13 protein-coding genes are annotated in these 16,439 nt (G+C 61.2%); 7 read left to right on the forward strand and 6 right to left on the reverse strand.

The window, feature by feature from the left end; genetic code table 11:
* The first annotated feature begins 382 nt into the window (after positions 1-382).
* Positions 383-1,801, forward strand: coding sequence for an amino acid permease (locus HU737_RS03735; protein ID WP_186557409.1), 1,419 nt, complete (start codon positions 383-385; stop codon positions 1,799-1,801).
* 196 nt (positions 1,802-1,997) lie between these two features.
* On the opposite strand, the gene HU737_RS03740 is transcribed toward HU737_RS03735, so the two are convergent.
* Complete coding sequence (locus tag HU737_RS03740; RefSeq protein WP_186557410.1) at positions 1,998-2,882, reverse strand: LysR substrate-binding domain-containing protein; 885 nt, start codon at positions 2,880-2,882, stop codon at positions 1,998-2,000.
* A 151-nt stretch (positions 2,883-3,033) separates the two neighbouring features.
* Between HU737_RS03740 and ydiJ the strand changes: the two genes are divergently transcribed.
* The gene (gene ydiJ, locus HU737_RS03745; protein ID WP_186557411.1) at positions 3,034-6,054 is read left to right on the forward strand and encodes a D-2-hydroxyglutarate dehydrogenase YdiJ; all 3,021 of its coding nucleotides are present in this window, start codon (positions 3,034-3,036) and stop codon (positions 6,052-6,054) included.
* A 71-nt stretch (positions 6,055-6,125) separates the two neighbouring features.
* Here ydiJ and HU737_RS03750 read toward each other — a convergent pair whose 3' ends face one another.
* The 4 genes from HU737_RS03750 to phhA form a co-directional block, all read right to left on the reverse strand.
* Positions 6,126-7,313, reverse strand: coding sequence for an MFS transporter (locus HU737_RS03750; protein ID WP_186557412.1), 1,188 nt, complete (start codon positions 7,311-7,313; stop codon positions 6,126-6,128).
* A 93-nt stretch (positions 7,314-7,406) separates the two neighbouring features.
* Positions 7,407-7,535: a hypothetical protein gene (locus HU737_RS26335; protein ID WP_264082843.1), complete on the reverse strand. Its 129-nt coding sequence runs from the start codon at positions 7,533-7,535 to the stop codon at positions 7,407-7,409.
* A gap of 260 nt (positions 7,536-7,795) precedes the next feature.
* Positions 7,796-8,152, reverse strand: a complete 357-nt coding sequence (locus tag HU737_RS03755) for a 4a-hydroxytetrahydrobiopterin dehydratase (protein WP_186557413.1) — start codon at positions 8,150-8,152, stop codon at positions 7,796-7,798.
* Between the two features lie 39 nt (positions 8,153-8,191).
* Positions 8,192-8,980 carry a phenylalanine 4-monooxygenase gene (phhA, locus tag HU737_RS03760; RefSeq protein ID WP_186557414.1) on the reverse strand — a complete coding sequence of 263 codons (789 nt, stop codon included), beginning with the start codon at positions 8,978-8,980 and terminating at the stop codon, positions 8,192-8,194.
* Positions 8,981-9,240: 260 nt separating this feature from the next.
* Here phhA and HU737_RS03765 point away from each other — a divergent pair, with 260 nt between their 5' ends.
* Positions 9,241-10,800: a sigma-54-dependent transcriptional regulator gene (locus HU737_RS03765; RefSeq protein ID WP_186557415.1), complete on the forward strand. Its 1,560-nt coding sequence runs from the start codon at positions 9,241-9,243 to the stop codon at positions 10,798-10,800.
* A 39-nt stretch (positions 10,801-10,839) separates the two neighbouring features.
* Here HU737_RS03765 and HU737_RS03770 read toward each other — a convergent pair whose 3' ends face one another.
* Complete coding sequence (locus HU737_RS03770) at positions 10,840-11,097, reverse strand: DUF2790 domain-containing protein (protein WP_186557416.1); 258 nt, start codon at positions 11,095-11,097, stop codon at positions 10,840-10,842.
* A gap of 409 nt (positions 11,098-11,506) precedes the next feature.
* On the opposite strand from HU737_RS03770, the gene acs reads away from it, so the two are divergent.
* The 4 genes from acs to HU737_RS03790 all read left to right on the forward strand — a co-directional run bounded on the left by acs (position 11,507) and on the right by HU737_RS03790 (position 16,420).
* A complete protein-coding gene (acs, locus tag HU737_RS03775) occupies positions 11,507-13,468 on the forward strand; it encodes an acetate--CoA ligase (protein WP_186557417.1) in 1,962 nt (653 codons plus the stop codon).
* A gap of 689 nt (positions 13,469-14,157) precedes the next feature.
* Positions 14,158-14,943, forward strand: coding sequence for an ABC transporter substrate-binding protein (locus HU737_RS03780; protein ID WP_186557418.1), 786 nt, complete (start codon positions 14,158-14,160; stop codon positions 14,941-14,943).
* Positions 14,944-15,035: 92 nt separating this feature from the next.
* Positions 15,036-15,725 (forward strand): ABC transporter permease, encoded by a 690-nt coding sequence (locus HU737_RS03785; RefSeq protein WP_186557419.1) that lies wholly within the window; start codon positions 15,036-15,038, stop codon positions 15,723-15,725.
* Positions 15,722-16,420 (forward strand): ABC transporter permease, encoded by a 699-nt coding sequence (locus tag HU737_RS03790; RefSeq protein WP_186557420.1) that lies wholly within the window; start codon positions 15,722-15,724, stop codon positions 16,418-16,420. Before HU737_RS03785 ends, HU737_RS03790 begins: the two co-directional genes overlap by 4 nt.
* Positions 16,421-16,439: the final 19 nt, after the last annotated feature.

Below are 16,439 nucleotides of genomic sequence, written 5' to 3' on the forward strand. Positions count from 1 at the left end.
GCACGCTGATATAGCGCCATGCCGTGTGCACAGCCTGGCCGGAGCGCCGGGCATCAAAACAACAAATGGAGGCGCCATGTACGCCGATCACTGCGCCTTTTCAGGCCTTCGCCCCAGGACCGCTGCGTTTTTTCATCAGGAAATGACGCAACGCGTTGACGCCTGCGCGTTTGCAGGGGTATACAATGCGCCGCGTTTTACCTGTGACCCCTTTGCGTACCGCGCACTCTTGCTGACTCCCGGTTGACCGTCCTGGCCCAGTGCCTGTCGTGTCGCCCGAGTCCAAGAAAAATCCAAGGTAATCACCTTGCCCATTCCGCTGCGCCACGAGCGCGGTGGGTCCGATTCCGTCACAGATAAAAACAAGCAGGTGACTTCGTTCATGAGTGGACAAAACATGCAGTCAGGCGAGCTCAAGCGGGGCCTGAAAAACCGCCATATCCAGCTGATCGCTCTGGGTGGCGCGATCGGTACCGGATTGTTCCTGGGCTCGGCCGGTGTGATGAAGTCTGCCGGTCCGTCGATGATCCTTGGCTATGCCATCTGCGGCTTCATCGCTTTCATGATCATGCGCCAGCTCGGCGAAATGATCGTCGAAGAGCCGGTTGCCGGCTCCTTCAGCCATTTCGCGCACAAATATTGGGGCGGTTTCGCCGGCTTCCTGTCGGGCTGGAACTGCTGGGTGCTGTATATCCTGGTCGGCATGTCGGAGCTTTCGGCAGTCGGCAAGTACGTCCATTACTGGTGGCCGGAGATCCCCACCTGGGTCACCGCCGCGGCGTTCTTCCTGCTGATCAACGCCATCAACCTGATGAACGTGAAAGTCTTCGGCGAGGCCGAATTCTGGTTCGCGATCATCAAGGTCGCGGCGATCGTCGGCATGATCGGCCTGGGCGCCTACCTGCTGACCAGCGGTAGCGGCGGCCCTGAAGCCTCGGTAACCAACCTGTGGGCGCATGGCGGCTTCTTCCCCAATGGCGTCAGCGGCCTGGTCATGGCGCTGGCGATCATCATGTTCTCCTTCGGTGGCCTGGAAATGCTCGGTTTCACCGCAGCCGAGGCCGACAAGCCGAAGACCGTGATTCCCAAGGCGATCAACCAGGTCATCTACCGGATCCTGATTTTCTACATCGGCGCCCTGGTGATTCTGCTGTCGTTGACCCCATGGGACAGCCTGGTCGCCAGCATCGATGCCTCCGGTGGCAGCTATGGCAGCAGCCCGTTCGTGCAGGTGTTCTCGCTACTCGGTAGCGATGTGGCTGCGCACTTGCTGAACTTCGTGGTGTTGACTGCGGCGCTGTCGGTGTACAACAGCGGCACCTACTGCAATGCGCGGATGCTCTATGGCATGGCCGAGCAGGGCGATGCCCCTGCTGCGCTGGCCAAGATCGACAAGCGCGGCGTGCCGGTGCGCTCGATTCTGGCTTCGGCAGTGGTCACCCTGATTGCCGTGCTGCTCAACTACTTCATGCCGCAGCATGCCCTGGAGCTGCTGATGTCGCTGGTGGTAGCGGCGCTGGTGATCAACTGGGCGATGATCAGCTACTCGCACCTGAAATTCCGTCAGCACCTTGACCGTACCGGGCAGAAGCCATTGTTCAAGGCGCTGTGGTACCCCTATGGCAACTATGTGGTACTGGCCTTCGTGGTGCTGATCCTGAGCATCATGTTGATGATCCCGGGGATCCAGGTATCGGTGTATGCGATCCCGGTATGGTTGTTCGCGATGTTCGTGGTCTACATGCTCAAGGGCAGACGTGGGACGCAGGCTAACCGGGCGGCAAGCTCTGTAGCCAAGTAAGCGCTGAGCGTGTTACTTGAAACCCGATGACAGGTGACTGGCATCGGGTTTTTTGTTGTCTGTCCGGGTGCTATCGCGGGGCAAGCCCGCTCCCACGCAGGCCGCCAAGCACGCGTGCCAAGCATGCGTGCCAGGCATGCGTGCCAGGCATGACTGCGTGGGAGCGGGCTTGCCCCGCGATAGCGCCCGCTGGGCTTTAAATCTGCTCCAGCAGCCAGCCACGAAATGCCCGCAACGACGGCAATGCCTCATTACGCGGCGGATATATCAGGTAGTAACTGCGCTGGCTGGCAAACGCGACGCCCGGGCTGAACAGCTCGCCCTTGGCCAGTTCTTCCTCGACCAGAACCCGCGGCACCAGGCCAATGCCAATGCCTGCTCGTACCGCCTGGATCAGGTGCGAGGTCAGCTCGAAGCTCGGCCCCAGGCGCATCGCTCGGTGTGGCAGGTCATGGTGGGAGAACCACTCGCCCCAGGCGTGCGGGTTGTTGGCCACATTCAGCAGTACCTGTTCGCTGATGCGCGCCGGGCTCCAACCCTGCGCCTCACTGGCAGCCTCCTGCGGCAGGATCACCACCAGCTCTTCGGCATGCAGGCGATGGCAGATCAGCCCTGGCAGGTCATGGCTGGCCACGCCGATGGCGGCGTCGATCTCACTGGTGTCGAAGTTGATCGCTTCAATGCGTGAATGAATATGTACCAGCATCCCCGGATGGGCCGCGTAGAAAGCATGCAGACGCGGCAGCAGCCATTTCGAGCCGAACGTCGGCAGGGTGGCCAGGCGCAAGGTGCCGACGCCTGTCTGGTAGGCCAGTGCCTGCAAGGTGGCGCTGCGGATCCGCCCGAGCGCTTCGCTGAGCTCGCGCTGGTACAGGCGCCCGACGTCGGTCAACTGCACCTGGCGCCCTTCGCGGCGGAACAAGGTCAGGCCTAACTGCTGCTCCAGTGCCTGCACCTGGCGGCTGACCGCGCTCTGGGTCAGCGACAGTTCGGCGGCAGCGCGAGTATAGCTTTCATGCCGAGCGGCGGCCTCGAACGCCAGCAGCAGCGACATCGACGGGGTCAGGTGGCGGTAATTCATTCATAAAGCTCATCAATAGCGGCAGGAATATCCGTTTGCCCCTGGCCGGAAAGTACAGGAACATTGGCATATTCGTCATCCCTGGCTGTGTAACCTATGCCGGGAAGACAGGTTTACCGTGAATCAGCCCATATCAAGAGGCCATCCAACGATGATCGCCCAGCTGTCGACCAGTGCCCCTGCCGTCAACTACCCGGAATTTCTCGAAGCCCTGCGCAGCAGCGGTTTCCGCGGCCAGATCAGTGCCGACTACGCCACCCGTACGGTGCTCGCCACCGATAACTCGATCTATCAGCGCCTGCCACAGGCGGCGGTGTTCCCGCTCGATGCCGACGATGTGGCCAAGGTGGCCGCACTGATGGGCGAGCCGCGTTTCCAGCAGATCAAGCTGACCCCGCGTGGCGGTGGTACCGGCACCAACGGCCAGTCGCTGACTGACGGCATCGTCGTCGACCTGTCGCGGCATATGAACCAGATCCTGGAGATCAACGTCGAGCAGCGCTGGGTGCGCGTCCAGGCCGGGGTGGTCAAGGATCAGCTCAATGCGGCGCTCAAGCCACACGGCTTGTTCTTTGCCCCGGAGCTGTCCACCTCCAACCGCGCTACCGTGGGCGGCATGATCAACACCGACGCCAGCGGCCAGGGTAGTTGCACCTACGGCAAGACCCGCGACCACGTGCTTGAACTGCACAGCGTGTTGCTCGGTGGCGAGCGCCTGCATAGCCTGCCGATCGACGATGCGGCGCTGGAGCAGGCTTGCGCCGCGCCGGGCCGTGCTGGCGAGGTCTATCGGGTTGCCCGCGACATCCAGCAGAACCAGGCCGAGCTGATCGAAAGCACCTTCCCCAAGCTCAATCGCTGCCTGACCGGCTACGACCTGGCGCACCTGCGCGACGAGCAGGGCCGCTTCAACCTCAATAGCGTACTGTGCGGCGCCGAGGGCTCGCTGGGCTACGTGGTCGAGGCCAAGCTCAATGTGCTGCCGATCCCCAAGTACGCAGTGCTGGTCAACGTGCGCTACACCAGCTTCATGGATGCCCTGCGAGACGCCAATGCGCTGATGGCGCACAAGCCACTGTCGATCGAAACCGTCGACTCCAAGGTGCTCATGCTGGCGATGAAAGACATCGTCTGGCACAGCGTTGCCGAGTACTTCCCGGCTGACCCTGAGCGGCCGACCCTGGGTATCAACCTGATCGAGTTCTGCGGCGACGAGCCGGGCGAGGTCAACGCGCGGGTGCAGGCGTTCATCGCGCATCTGCAGAGCGACAAGGGGGTCGAGCGCCTGGGTCATACCCTGGCCGAGGGGGCCGAGGCCGTGACGCGGGTCTACACCATGCGCAAACGCTCGGTGGGCCTGCTGGGCAACGTCGAGGGCGAGGTGCGGCCGCAGCCGTTTGTCGAAGATACGGCAGTGCCGCCTGAGCAGCTGGCTGACTATATCGCTGACTTCCGTGCGCTGCTCGACAGCTATGGTCTGGCCTATGGCATGTTTGGCCACGTCGATGCCGGGGTGTTGCACGTGCGTCCGGCCCTGGACATGAAAGACCCGGCCCAGGCGGCGCTGGTCAAGCCAATCTCGGATGCGGTGGCTGCGCTGACCCAGCGTTACGGCGGTCTGCTGTGGGGCGAGCATGGCAAGGGCCTGCGTTCGGAATACGTGCCGGATTACTTCGGCGAGCTGTACCCGTCGCTGCAACGCCTGAAGGGCGCGTTCGACCCGTATAACCAGCTCAACCCAGGCAAGATCTGCACGCCACCGGACAGCGCCGAAGGCCTGACCAAGGTCGATGGCGTGAGCCTGCGCGGTGATCTTGATCGAACCATCGATGAGCGCGTCTGGCAGAGTTTTGGCAGTGCTGTGCACTGCAACGGAAATGGCGCCTGCTACAACTACGACCCCAACGACGCCATGTGCCCGTCGTGGAAGGCCACCCGTGAACGGCAACATTCGCCCAAAGGTCGCGCTTCGCTGATCCGGGAGTGGCTGCGTCTGCAAGGTGCGGCGGATATCGATGTGCTGGCGGCGGCGCGCAGCAAAGTGTCCTGGCTCAAAGGGCTGCCGACCCGCCTGCGCAATAACCGAGCGCAGAAGCAGGGCCAAGCGGACTTTTCCCACGAGGTGTACGAGGCCATGGCCGGTTGCTTGGCCTGTAAGTCGTGCGCAGGGCAATGCCCGATCAAGGTCAATGTCCCGGACTTCCGTTCGCGCTTCCTTGAGCTGTACCACGGCCGCTACCAGCGCCCGCTGCGCGATTACCTGATCGGCTCGCTGGAGTTCAGCATTCCCTATCTTGCCCATGCGCCGGGCCTGTACAACGCGGTGATGGGCTCGACGTGGGTGAGCAAACTGCTGGCGGACAAGATCGGCATGGTCGACAGCCCACTGATCAGCCGTTTCAACTTCCAGGCCACCCTGAGCCGTTGCCGGGTCGGTGTTGCCAGCGTGCCAGCGCTGCGCGAGCTGACCCCGGCCCAGCGTGAGCGCAGCATCGTGCTGGTCCAGGATGCCTTTACCCGTTACTTCGAGACGCCGCTGCTGGCCGCGTTCATCGAGCTTGCCCATCGTCTGGGGCATCGTGTGTTCCTGGCGCCCTACAGCGCCAACGGCAAGCCGCTGCACGTGCAGGGCTTTCTCGGTGCGTTCGCCAAGGCGGCGATCCGCAATGGTAGCCAGTTGAAGGCGCTGGCCGACTGCGGCGTGCCCTTGGTCGGCCTGGATCCGGCGATGACGCTGGTCTATCGCCAGGAGTATCAGAAGGTGCCTGGCCTGGAAGATTGCCCGAAGGTGTTGCTACCGCAGGAGTGGTTGATCGATGTGCTACCTGAGCAGGCGGTGGCGGATGCTGGCCACTTCCGCTTGATGGCTCATTGCACCGAGAAGACCAACGTGCCGGCCAGTACCAAGCAGTGGGAGCAGGTGTTTGCCCGCATGGGGCTGAAGCTGGTGACCGAGGCGACCGGCTGCTGCGGGATGTCCGGCACTTATGGGCATGAGGCGCGCAATCAGCAGACGTCGCGGACCATCTTCGAGCAGTCGTGGGCGACCAAGCTGGATAAACAAGGGGAGCCGTTGGCGACTGGCTATTCGTGCCGTAGCCAGGTCAAGCGCATGGCCGACAAGCAGATGCGCCATCCGCTGGAGGTGGTGTTGCAGTACGCCCTGCGCTGACCCTCAAGCGCATCGCGGGGCAAGCCCGCTCCTACAGATCTGTGGGAGCGGGCTTGCCCCGCGATGGCCATTCAGGCTTGGCGCAACCGCCGCGCCTGGCGGTACAGATACAGGCTCAGCACCAGCCCGCAAGCCGAGGCCGCTGCGGCAAACAGAAACATCGAGGCAAAGCCAAACCCAGATGCCACTGCGCCCACCAGCGGCCCGGTAATGCCCAGCGACAGATCGATGAACAGCGAATACGCCCCCACCGCGGCGCCGCGGTTGGCTGCTGATACCTGATTCACCGCCTCGACCCCCAGTGCCGGGAAGACCAGCGAGAAGCCAAACCCACTCAACGCAGCGCCCGCCAAGGCAATCTCGGCACTCGGCGCCTGCCACAGCATCAGCAACCCCAGGGTTTCCACCGACAGGCAGGCAATTGCCATCCGGAAGCCGCCGATGCGGTTGATCAGGTTGCCGAACAACAGTCGAGCACTGATAAAGCTGGCGCCAAACAGGCTCAGGGTCAATGCGGCATTGGGCCAGTCGCGGCTGGCGTAGTACAGGGTGATGAAGGTGGCGATGGTGCCAAAACCGATCGAGCCCAGGGCCAGCCCCGAGCCGTGCGGAAACACCTTGCCCAGCACCTGCAAAAACGGCAGGCGCACACCGCTGACAATGGGCGCGGCGCGCTTGGGCCATGCCAGCAGCAGGCCCGTCACTGCCAGCAGGATGATGCTCACGCCCATGCTCCACAGCCCCCACTGCTTGACCATCAGCACTCCCAGCGGGGCGCCGACGGCCAGCGCGCCGTAGCTGGCGATACCGTTCCAGGAGATTACCTTGGCGGTATTGTGCGCGCCCACTCGGCCGATACCCCAGCCGATCGAGCCGGAGCCGACCAGGCTTTCTGCGCTGCCCAATACCAGTCGGCCAATCAACAGGCAGGTCAGGCTGAGCCATGGCATGTGGTTGAGAAAACTGCAGGCGAGCATGAACACGCCGCTCAGGCCGCAGCCGAACAGGCCATACATGACCGCTTTTTTGCTGCCCAGGTTGTCGATGATGCGGCTGGCCGTGGGGCGGCTGAGCAAGGTGGCGAGGTACTGCACGCTGATCACCAGGCCCGCGACTACTGCGCTAAAGCCCAGTTCGTTATGCACATAGCCCGGCAGTACGGCCAAGGGGATGCCGATGTTCAGGTAGCCGATAAAGGTGAAGATGACGATCGAGACGACTTGCAGGGTGACCGCAAGGGGGCGCGGTGAATCGGGCATGGAGGGTCTTCGTGGCAGGGGATCTGGACGGTGTGAAAACGTGATGACGTGGGAGTTCCCGAAGGTCAGCCGTTTTCACACTGTCGTGCGCGGTTATTCCTGATCAGCGCTGGATGTATCGTCGCCATCCTGCTCGACGGCAGGCGTCGGCTCGGAGTGGGCGGCAACGGTTTGCTCTTCGGGGTTCAGGCTTGGGAAGGGAAGATTCGGGATTTCATGCATCTCGACGTTCCTCGCAAGTGTGAGTGAAAAGGCTGCGCCAGGCGCGTTTATGGCTTTGGAAAGCTGGGGCAGGATACAGCAGTCTGCATGACAGTTTGAACTTTTTGCCTGTCAGTTGTCGGTTTTGCGGGCGGATACCGGACGGCAACGGGTCGGTTGGCCCTTCTAAATGCAATCGCGGGGCACGCCCGCTCCCGCGCGCCTGCTTCATTGCGCAGGGCGTAGGAGCGGGCTTGCCCCGCGATCAGAGGTGTAGCGAGTTACTTGCGGCCTTCAGCCGTCTCGGCAACTTTGTCAGTGCGCGCGCACATGATGAAGTCGTTGCGATGCAGGCCCTTGATCGAGTGGCTCCACCAGGTCACGGTGACTTTGCCCCACTCGGTCAGCAGGCCTGGGTGGTGACCTTCGGCTTCGGCAATTTCGCCAACGGCATTGGTGAACGCCAGCGCGTGCTTGAAGTTCTTGAACAGGAAAACCCGCTCAAGCTCCATGTGGCCGTCACGCACTTCGATGTTCCAGTCCGGGATCTCGCGGATCAGCTGCGCCAATTCTTCATCGCTGACTTTCGGCGCATCGGCGCGGCAGGCTTCGCAGTGGGCTTGGTTCAAGGCATTCATGGGTGTCATTCCGGTTTGAGTTGTTATCGTCAAGGCGGCTCAGGCAGCGACCTTGGGTGGAAACTTCGGCGCGTGCAGGCCCAGCTGCATGCCCTGGTGGACCATGCCCATGATGTCTTCGTGGGCCAGGTCGAACAGGCGCTTGAGGTTCGGCAGAACGAAATACAGCGGCTGCAGGATGTCGATCCGATACGGCGTGCGCATGGCTTCGATTGGGTCGAACGCCTGGTGTTCCGGCTCGTTCGACAGGCTGTAGACGGTCTCCTTGGGCGAGGAGAGGATGCCACCGCCATAGATCTTGCGACCTTGCGGGGTGTCCATCAGGCCGAACTCGATGGTCATCCAGTACAGACGCGCCAGGTACACCCGCTCTTCCTTGGTCGCGGCCAGGCCGAGCTTGCCATAGGTGTGGGTGAATTCGGCGAACCAAGGGTTGGTCAGCAGAGGGCAGTGGCCAAAGATCTCGTGGAAGATGTCCGGCTCTTGCAGGTAGTCGAGCTCTTCCGGGGTGCGGATGAAGGTAGCCACCGGGAAGCGCTTGCTGGCGAGCAGTTCGAAGAAGGTCTGGAAGGGGATCAGCGCCGGGACGCGGGCGACCTGCCAGCCCGTGGTAGCGCCCAGTACCTTGTTGATTTCGCCCAGCTGCGGGATGCGGTCATGGGGCAGCTTGAGCTGCTCGATGCCGTCCAGGTATTCCTGGCAGGCCCGGCCTTCGATCACCTTCAATTGACGGGTGATCAGGGTGTTCCATACCGCATGCTCTTGCTGCGGGTAGTCGATAAAGCCGTGCGCGTCGGGCTCGCGTGCCACGTACTGCGTCTGTTTCATGTGGCTCTCCTGGTGAGGGCGGTCTTTCTTGTTATGGATGCGACATGCCCTAGGAATAGCCCTTCAGCGCAGCCTTTGCACCGGGTGTGGGGTGTTTGCTGATCAGGTGAAGCGGGTGATTTCGTAACGTAAATTTTACAAAAAAGCGCTTATCCCGGAAAATCACGGAGATCCGGCTGACCTTTTACCTGAATTTGTCAGCTTATCTTTACGACTTTTACGCGTGCCGATGAAAAAATCGGCGGCTTCGGGACATTTCCATGCGTATCAAAGTGCATTGCCAGAACCGCATCGGCATTTTGCGAGACATCCTCAACCTGTTGGTCGAGTACGGCATCAACGTGCTGCGCGGCGAGGTTGGCGGCGACCACGGCAATGCCATCTACCTGCATTGTCCGAACCTGGTGAACCTGCAGTTCCAAGCCTTGCGGCCGAAATTCGAAGCGATCGCCGGGGTGTTCGGCGTCAAGCGCGTCGGCCTGATGCCCAGCGAGCGTCGGCATATGGAGCTCAATGCGTTATTGGGTGCATTGGAGTTCCCGGTGCTGTCGATCGACATGGGCGGCAGTATCGTGGCGGCCAACCGTGCGGCGGCGCAGTTGCTTGGGGTGCGGGTCGATGAGGTGCCAGGCCTGCCGCTGGCGCGCTACGTCGAGGACTTCGACCTGCCCGAGCTGGTGCGGGCGAACAAGTCGCGCATCAATGGCCTGCGCATCAAGGTCAAGGGGGATGTGTTTCTCGCCGACATCGCCCCGTTGCAGTCCGAGCATGACGAAAGCGAGGCGTTGGCCGGGGCGGTGCTGACCTTGCATCGCGCCGACCGCATTGGCGAGCGCATCTATAACGTGCGCAAGCAGGAGCTGCGCGGATTCGACAGTATTTTCCAGAGCTCGCGGGTGATGGCCGCCGTGGTGCGCGAAGCGCGGCGCATGGCGCCGTTGGATGCGCCGTTGTTGATCGAGGGCGAAACAGGCACTGGCAAGGAGTTGCTGGCGCGTGCCTGCCACTTGGCCAGCCCGCGTGGGCAGGCGCCGCTGATGGCGCTCAACTGCGCGGGGTTGCCGGAGTCGATGGCCGAAACCGAGCTGTTTGGCTATGGTCCGGGCGCTTTCGAGGGCGCGCGCGCGGAGGGCAAGCTGGGGCTGCTGGAACTGACCGCAGGAGGCACGCTGTTCCTTGATGGGGTGGCCGAAATGAGCCCGCGCCTACAGGTCAAGTTGCTGCGTTTCTTGCAGGATGGTTGCTTTCGCCGGGTGGGCAGCGATGAAGAGGTGTATCTGGATGTGCGGGTCATTTGCGCCACCCAGGTCGACCTGTCCGAGCTGTGCGCGCGGGGCGAATTCCGCCAGGACCTGTACCACCGCTTGAATGTGCTGTCGCTGCATATCCCGCCGCTACGAGAGTGCATGGATGGCCTCGAAGGCCTGGTGCAGCACTTTCTCGATCAAGCCAGCCGGCAGATTGGCTGCCCGATGCCGCGCCTGGCGCCCGCCGCCATGGAAAAACTCAGCCACTACCATTGGCCGGGTAATGTGCGGCAATTGGAGAACGTTTTATTCCAGGCTGTTTCATTATGTGAAGGCGGGCTGGTGAAGAGCGAACATATTCGTCTGCCGGATTATGGCGTGCGCCAACCGTTGGGGGAGTTTTCGTTGGAAGGGGAACTTTCGCAGATTGTCGGCCGCTTTGAAAAAGCGGTGCTGGAAAGTTTGCTTGGCGAATACCCAAGTAGTCGGGCATTAGGCAAAAGACTGGGGGTTTCGCATACAACCATTGCCAACAAGTTGCGTGAATACGCCTTGGGCAAATCGTCCGAGTAAACAGTTGAAGGGGCCGCTAAGCGGCCCCATTCACAGGGATCAACCGTTGGAGCAACCGTTACCCATCACGCGGTATTCGAGAATGTGCTTCTGGCCCTTGGAGTCCTCGTAGGTCATGCGGGCGGGCACTACTTCACAGACGTTAGGCACTTCGCTCATGGACAGCACACGGGCAATGTCCAAGTGCTGCGAGTAACTGTACTGTTCAACCGGAATCTGCTCGACATCGTTTGCAACTTCGTCGGCCATCGCCGCGCTGCAAAGACCGCCAAGTACCAATACCAGTAACGCTTTCATTTTCAATTTACCTGTCTAAGGTCGTGAGGGGGCACGCGGCGCTTGTGACGCCGCGAGTACAACGAGTGTTTAACTATCGGGATGAAGAGGGGATTAACGTTGCCTTCGTGGGGGCTGTTACCAGAAGTTAATCGCCTTGCCGTTGCTGGCGAGGTGAATTTTATGGCCCGGCCTACAGCTGAAACAGTGGGGGTTTTGATAAAGACTGTTGACAGAATCTGTAACAATCGCCGGGAAAGCAGCTTTTGATTACTGGTCGAATGCCGGTGTTGTGCGGGCTAGAGCGGTTGCGCGAAACCTCTGCGGCGAAGGAGGGGCTTGCTACTACCAACGTCGAATGGCCTTAGCCGCTCTGGTACAGTTACAAACGGTTCCATACAAAAACAACTATTACACCGAGGTAACACAGATGAGTGCGGCTCCACTGTATCCCGTTCGTCCCGAGGTTGCGGCTACTACCCTGACCGACGAGGCCACCTACAAGGCCATGTACCAGCAGTCGGTGATCAACCCCGACGGTTTCTGGCGCGAACAGGCCCAGCGCCTGGACTGGATCAAGCCGTTCACCAAGGTCAAGCAGACCTCCTTCGACGATCACCATGTCGATATCAAATGGTTTGCTGACGGCACTCTGAACGTTTCCTACAACTGCCTGGACCGTCACCTCGAAGAGCGCGGCGATCAGGTGGCGATCATCTGGGAAGGCGACGATCCTTCCGAAAGCCGCAACATTACCTACCGCGAGCTGCACGAGCAGGTGTGCAAATTCGCCAACGCCCTACGTGGCCAGGATGTGCACCGCGGCGACGTGGTGACCATCTATATGCCGATGATCCCCGAGGCGGTGGTGGCCATGCTGGCTTGCGCCCGAATTGGCGCGATCCATTCGGTAGTGTTCGGTGGCTTCTCGCCTGAGGCCCTGGCCGGTCGAATCATCGACTGCAAATCGAAGATTGTCATCACTGCCGACGAAGGCGTGCGTGGCGGTCGGCATACGCCGCTCAAGGGCAACGTCGACCTGGCCCTGACCAACCCTGAAACCAGCAGCGTGCAGAAGATCATCGTGTGCAAGCGCACCGGTGGCGACATCGCCTGGCACCAGCACCGCGATATCTGGTACGAAGACCTGATGAAGGTCGCCTCCAGCCACTGCGCACCTAAAGAGATGGGCGCCGAAGAAGCGCTGTTCATCCTTTATACCTCTGGCTCGACTGGCAAGCCCAAGGGTGTCCTGCACACCACTGGTGGCTACATGGTCTACGCCTCGCTGACCCATGAGCGGGTGTTCGACTACCGCCCGGGCGAAGTCTACTGGTGCACCGCCGACGTTGGCTGGGTCACCGGCCACAGCTACATCGTCTATGGCCCGCTGGCCAATGGCGCCACCACCGTGCTGTTCGAAGGTGTGCCGAACTACCCGGACATCACCCGCGTGTCGAAGATCATCGACAAGCACAAGGTCAATATCCTCTACACCGCGCCGACCGCGATTCGCGCGATGATGGCCGAAGGTCAGGCCGCCGTTGCCGGCGCAGATGGCTCCAGCCTGCGCCTGCTCGGTTCGGTGGGTGAGCCGATCAACCCTGAGGCCTGGAACTGGTACTACCAGACTGTCGGCAAGGAGCGTTGCCCGATCGTCGACACCTGGTGGCAGACCGAAACCGGCGGCATCCTGATCAGCCCGCTGCCAGGGGCGACTGGCTTGAAACCGGGTTCGGCAACCCGTCCGTTCTTTGGCGTGGTGCCGGCCCTGGTGGATAACCTGGGTAACCTGATCGAAGGCGCCGCCGAGGGTAACCTGGTGATCCTCGACTCCTGGCCGGGTCAGTCGCGTTCGCTGTATGGCGACCATGACCGCTTTGTCGACACCTACTTCAAGACCTTCCGCGGCATGTACTTCACCGGTGACGGTGCGCGCCGTGACGAGGATGGCTACTACTGGATCACCGGTCGCGTGGATGACGTGCTCAACGTTTCCGGTCACCGCATGGGTACCGCCGAGATCGAAAGTGCGATGGTGGCCCACCCGAAAGTCGCTGAGGCGGCGGTGGTCGGCGTGCCGCATGACATCAAAGGGCAGGGCATCTATGTGTATGTGACCCTCAATGCCGGGGTCGAGTCGAGCGAGCAATTGCGCCTGGAGCTGAAGAACTGGGTGCGCAAGGAGATTGGTCCGATCGCTTCGCCGGATGTCATCCAGTGGGCGCCAGGCCTGCCCAAGACCCGCTCGGGCAAGATCATGCGGCGGATCCTGCGCAAGATCGCCACGGCCGAGTACGACGCGCTGGGCGATATTTCGACCTTGGCCGATCCAGGTGTGGTGCAGCACCTGATCGATACCCACAAGGAAATGAGCCGCGCTTCGGCTTGATAGCGGCCAGTCTGCACAGAACCCCGCCAGCAACGGCGTAATGCAGTTCACTTAAAATGTGTGTCGTCTGTTTTGGGGCTGCGTTGCAGCCCTTCGCGGCGGTTCGGCGCCCCGACAAGCCCGCTCCCACAGGTATAGCGCCGTTCTCAAGCTGAGCGCTATCCCTGTGGGAGCGGGCTTGCCCGCGAAGGGCCGCAAAGCGGCCCCAAAATCTCAAGTGAACAGCATTACGCCAGCAACGGCGGGTTTTTTGCATTCTGTTACCTCGACATTCATCGGTAACCGTTTTCTGTCACCTTGGTCGCACGAGAACGGGGCCGTCAGAAACATTCCTGTGCCATTGTGGGGCAATCCTGCAGACAATTCGTGCAGGTTTGCACGCTACACTTGCCGGAATACAAGGGTTTGCCAATAATAGGCGCACTTATTGCTTCGTTTACAGGTTGTTTTCTTTTCGCTCTTGCATAATGAGTGAGAGCTGTCAATATCGCCCGCCGCGGTTTCAAGCGCTTCTGTAACTAGTTGTCGCTTTGAAGAAATATCGACTACCGGGCTGTCGTTAAAATGCCACTCACTCGCTCGTGGTCTGCGACCTTGGTCGATACCCCTCGCGGCTCGCGTTGTACCCATTCGCATTCGGGCAGCTGTTACCCCTGCCTTGTATTGCCCCGTACCGATGGAGTTACCTGATGAAGAAGCTCGCACTGCTTGGCGCCCTGGCGCTGTCCGTGTTGTCCCTGGTATCGCACGCCGATGAGAAACCGTTGAAGATCGGTATCGAGGCCGCCTACCCACCCTTCGCCTTCAAACAGCCCGATGGCAGCATCGCCGGCTTCGACTACGACATCGGCAACGCCCTGTGCGAAGAGATGAAGGCCAAGTGCACCTGGGTCGAGCAAGAGTTCGACGGCCTGATCCCGGCACTGAAAGTGCGCAAGATCGACGCCATCCTGTCGTCGATGTCGATCACTGACGATCGCAAGAAGTCGGTCGATTTCACCAAGCGCTACTACCTGACCCCGGCTCGCCTGGTCATGAAGCAGGGCGTCACCGTCAGTGACAGCCTGGCTGAGCTCAGTGGCAAGAAGATCGGCGTGCAGCGCGGCTCGATCCACGACCGTTTCGCCAAGGAAGTCCTGGCGCCTAAAGGTGCAACCGTGGTGCCTTACGGCACCCAGAACGAAATCTACCTGGACGTGGCTGCCGGTCGCCTCGACGGCACCGTGGCTGACGCTACCCTGCTCGAAGATGGTTTCCTCAAGACCGACGCCGGCAAAGGCTTCGCGTTCGTTGGCCCATCGTTCACCGACGTGAAGTACTTCGGCGACGGCGTCGGCATTGCCGTGCGCAAAGGCGACAAGGCCAACGCTGAGCGGATCAACGCCGCCATTGATGCCATTCGCGCCAACGGCAAGTACAAGGCGATCCAGGACAAGTACTTCAACTTCGACATATACGGGCCTGACGCTCAGTAAGACATCGAGTTTCACCTGTGCAATGGTGCAAACAGCAGAGACTCTGAGGTTTGCACCATTTTTCATTCCCTGGGTCTAGAGGAATCCCAATCATGTTGAAAGGCTACGGGGCAGTCATCCTCGACGGGGCGTGGCTGACGCTGCAGCTCGCCCTGTCGTCGATGGCCCTGGCCATCGTGCTTGGCCTGATCGGCGTGGCGCTAAGGTTGTCGCCAGTGCGCTGGCTGGCCTGGCTGGGCGATATGTATGCCACGGTCATTCGCGGCATTCCGGATCTGGTGCTGATCCTGCTGATCTTCTATGGCGGCCAGGACATTCTCAACCGGGTGGCGCCGCTGCTCGGCTACGAAGACTATATCGATCTCAACCCGCTGGTGGCCGGTATCGGCACCCTGGGTTTCATCTTTGGTGCTTACCTGTCGGAAACCTTCCGCGGTGCCTTCCTGGGCATTCCCAAGGGGCAGGCCGAGGCAGGCGTGGCGTACGGCATGAGCAGCCGCCAGGTGTTCTTCCGCATCATGGTGCCGCAGATGATTCGCCTGGCGATCCCAGGCTTTACCAACAACTGGCTGGTATTGACCAAGGCTACCGCGCTGATCTCGGTGGTGGGTCTGCAGGACATGATGTTCAAGGCCAAGCAGGCGGCTGATGCCACCCGCGAACCCTTCACCTTCTTCCTGGCGGTGGCAGCCCTGTACCTGGTGATCACCAGTGTCTCGCTGCTGGCGCTGAAGTACCTCGAGAGGCGCTACTCGGTGGGCGTTAAGGCGGCAGAACTATGATCTTCGACTACAACGTCATCTGGGAGGCGCTGCCGCTTTATCTTGGCGGCCTGCTGACCACCCTCAAGCTGCTGGCGCTGTCGCTGTTGTTCGGTCTGCTGGCGGCGGTACCGCTGGGCCTGATGCGCGTTTCCAAGCAGCCGCTGGTGAACATCACCGCCTGGCTGTACACCTATGTGATCCGCGGCACGCCGATGCTGGTGCAGCTGTTCCTGATTTACTATGGGCTGGCCCAGTTCGAGGCGGTGCGCGAGAGCATCTTCTGGCCGTGGCTGTCGAGCGCGACGTTCTGTGCCTGCCTGGCCTTCGCCGTCAACACCAGTGCCTACACTGCAGAAATCATCGCCGGTAGCCTCAAGGCCACCCCGCATGGTGAGATCGAAGCGGCCAAGGCCATGGGCATGTCACGCTTCAAGATGTACCGGCGCATCCTGCTGCCGTCGGCCATGCGCCGGGCGCTGCCGCAGTACAGCAACGAAGTGATCATGATGCTGCAGACCACCAGCCTGGCCTCGATCGTCACCCTGATCGACATCACCGGCGCGGCGCGCACCGTCAATGCCCAGTACTACCTGCCTTTCGAGGCCTATATCACGGCGGGCGTGTTCTACCTGTGCCTGACCTTCATTCTGGTGCGCCTGTTCAAGATGGCCGAACGCCGCTGGCTCGGCTACCTGGCGCCGCGCAAGCACTGAACGCTCTGTGAGAACCGAC

The organism is Pseudomonas urmiensis (genome assembly GCF_014268815.2).
In the GTDB taxonomy this organism is placed as follows: domain Bacteria; phylum Pseudomonadota; class Gammaproteobacteria; order Pseudomonadales; family Pseudomonadaceae; genus Aquipseudomonas; species Aquipseudomonas urmiensis.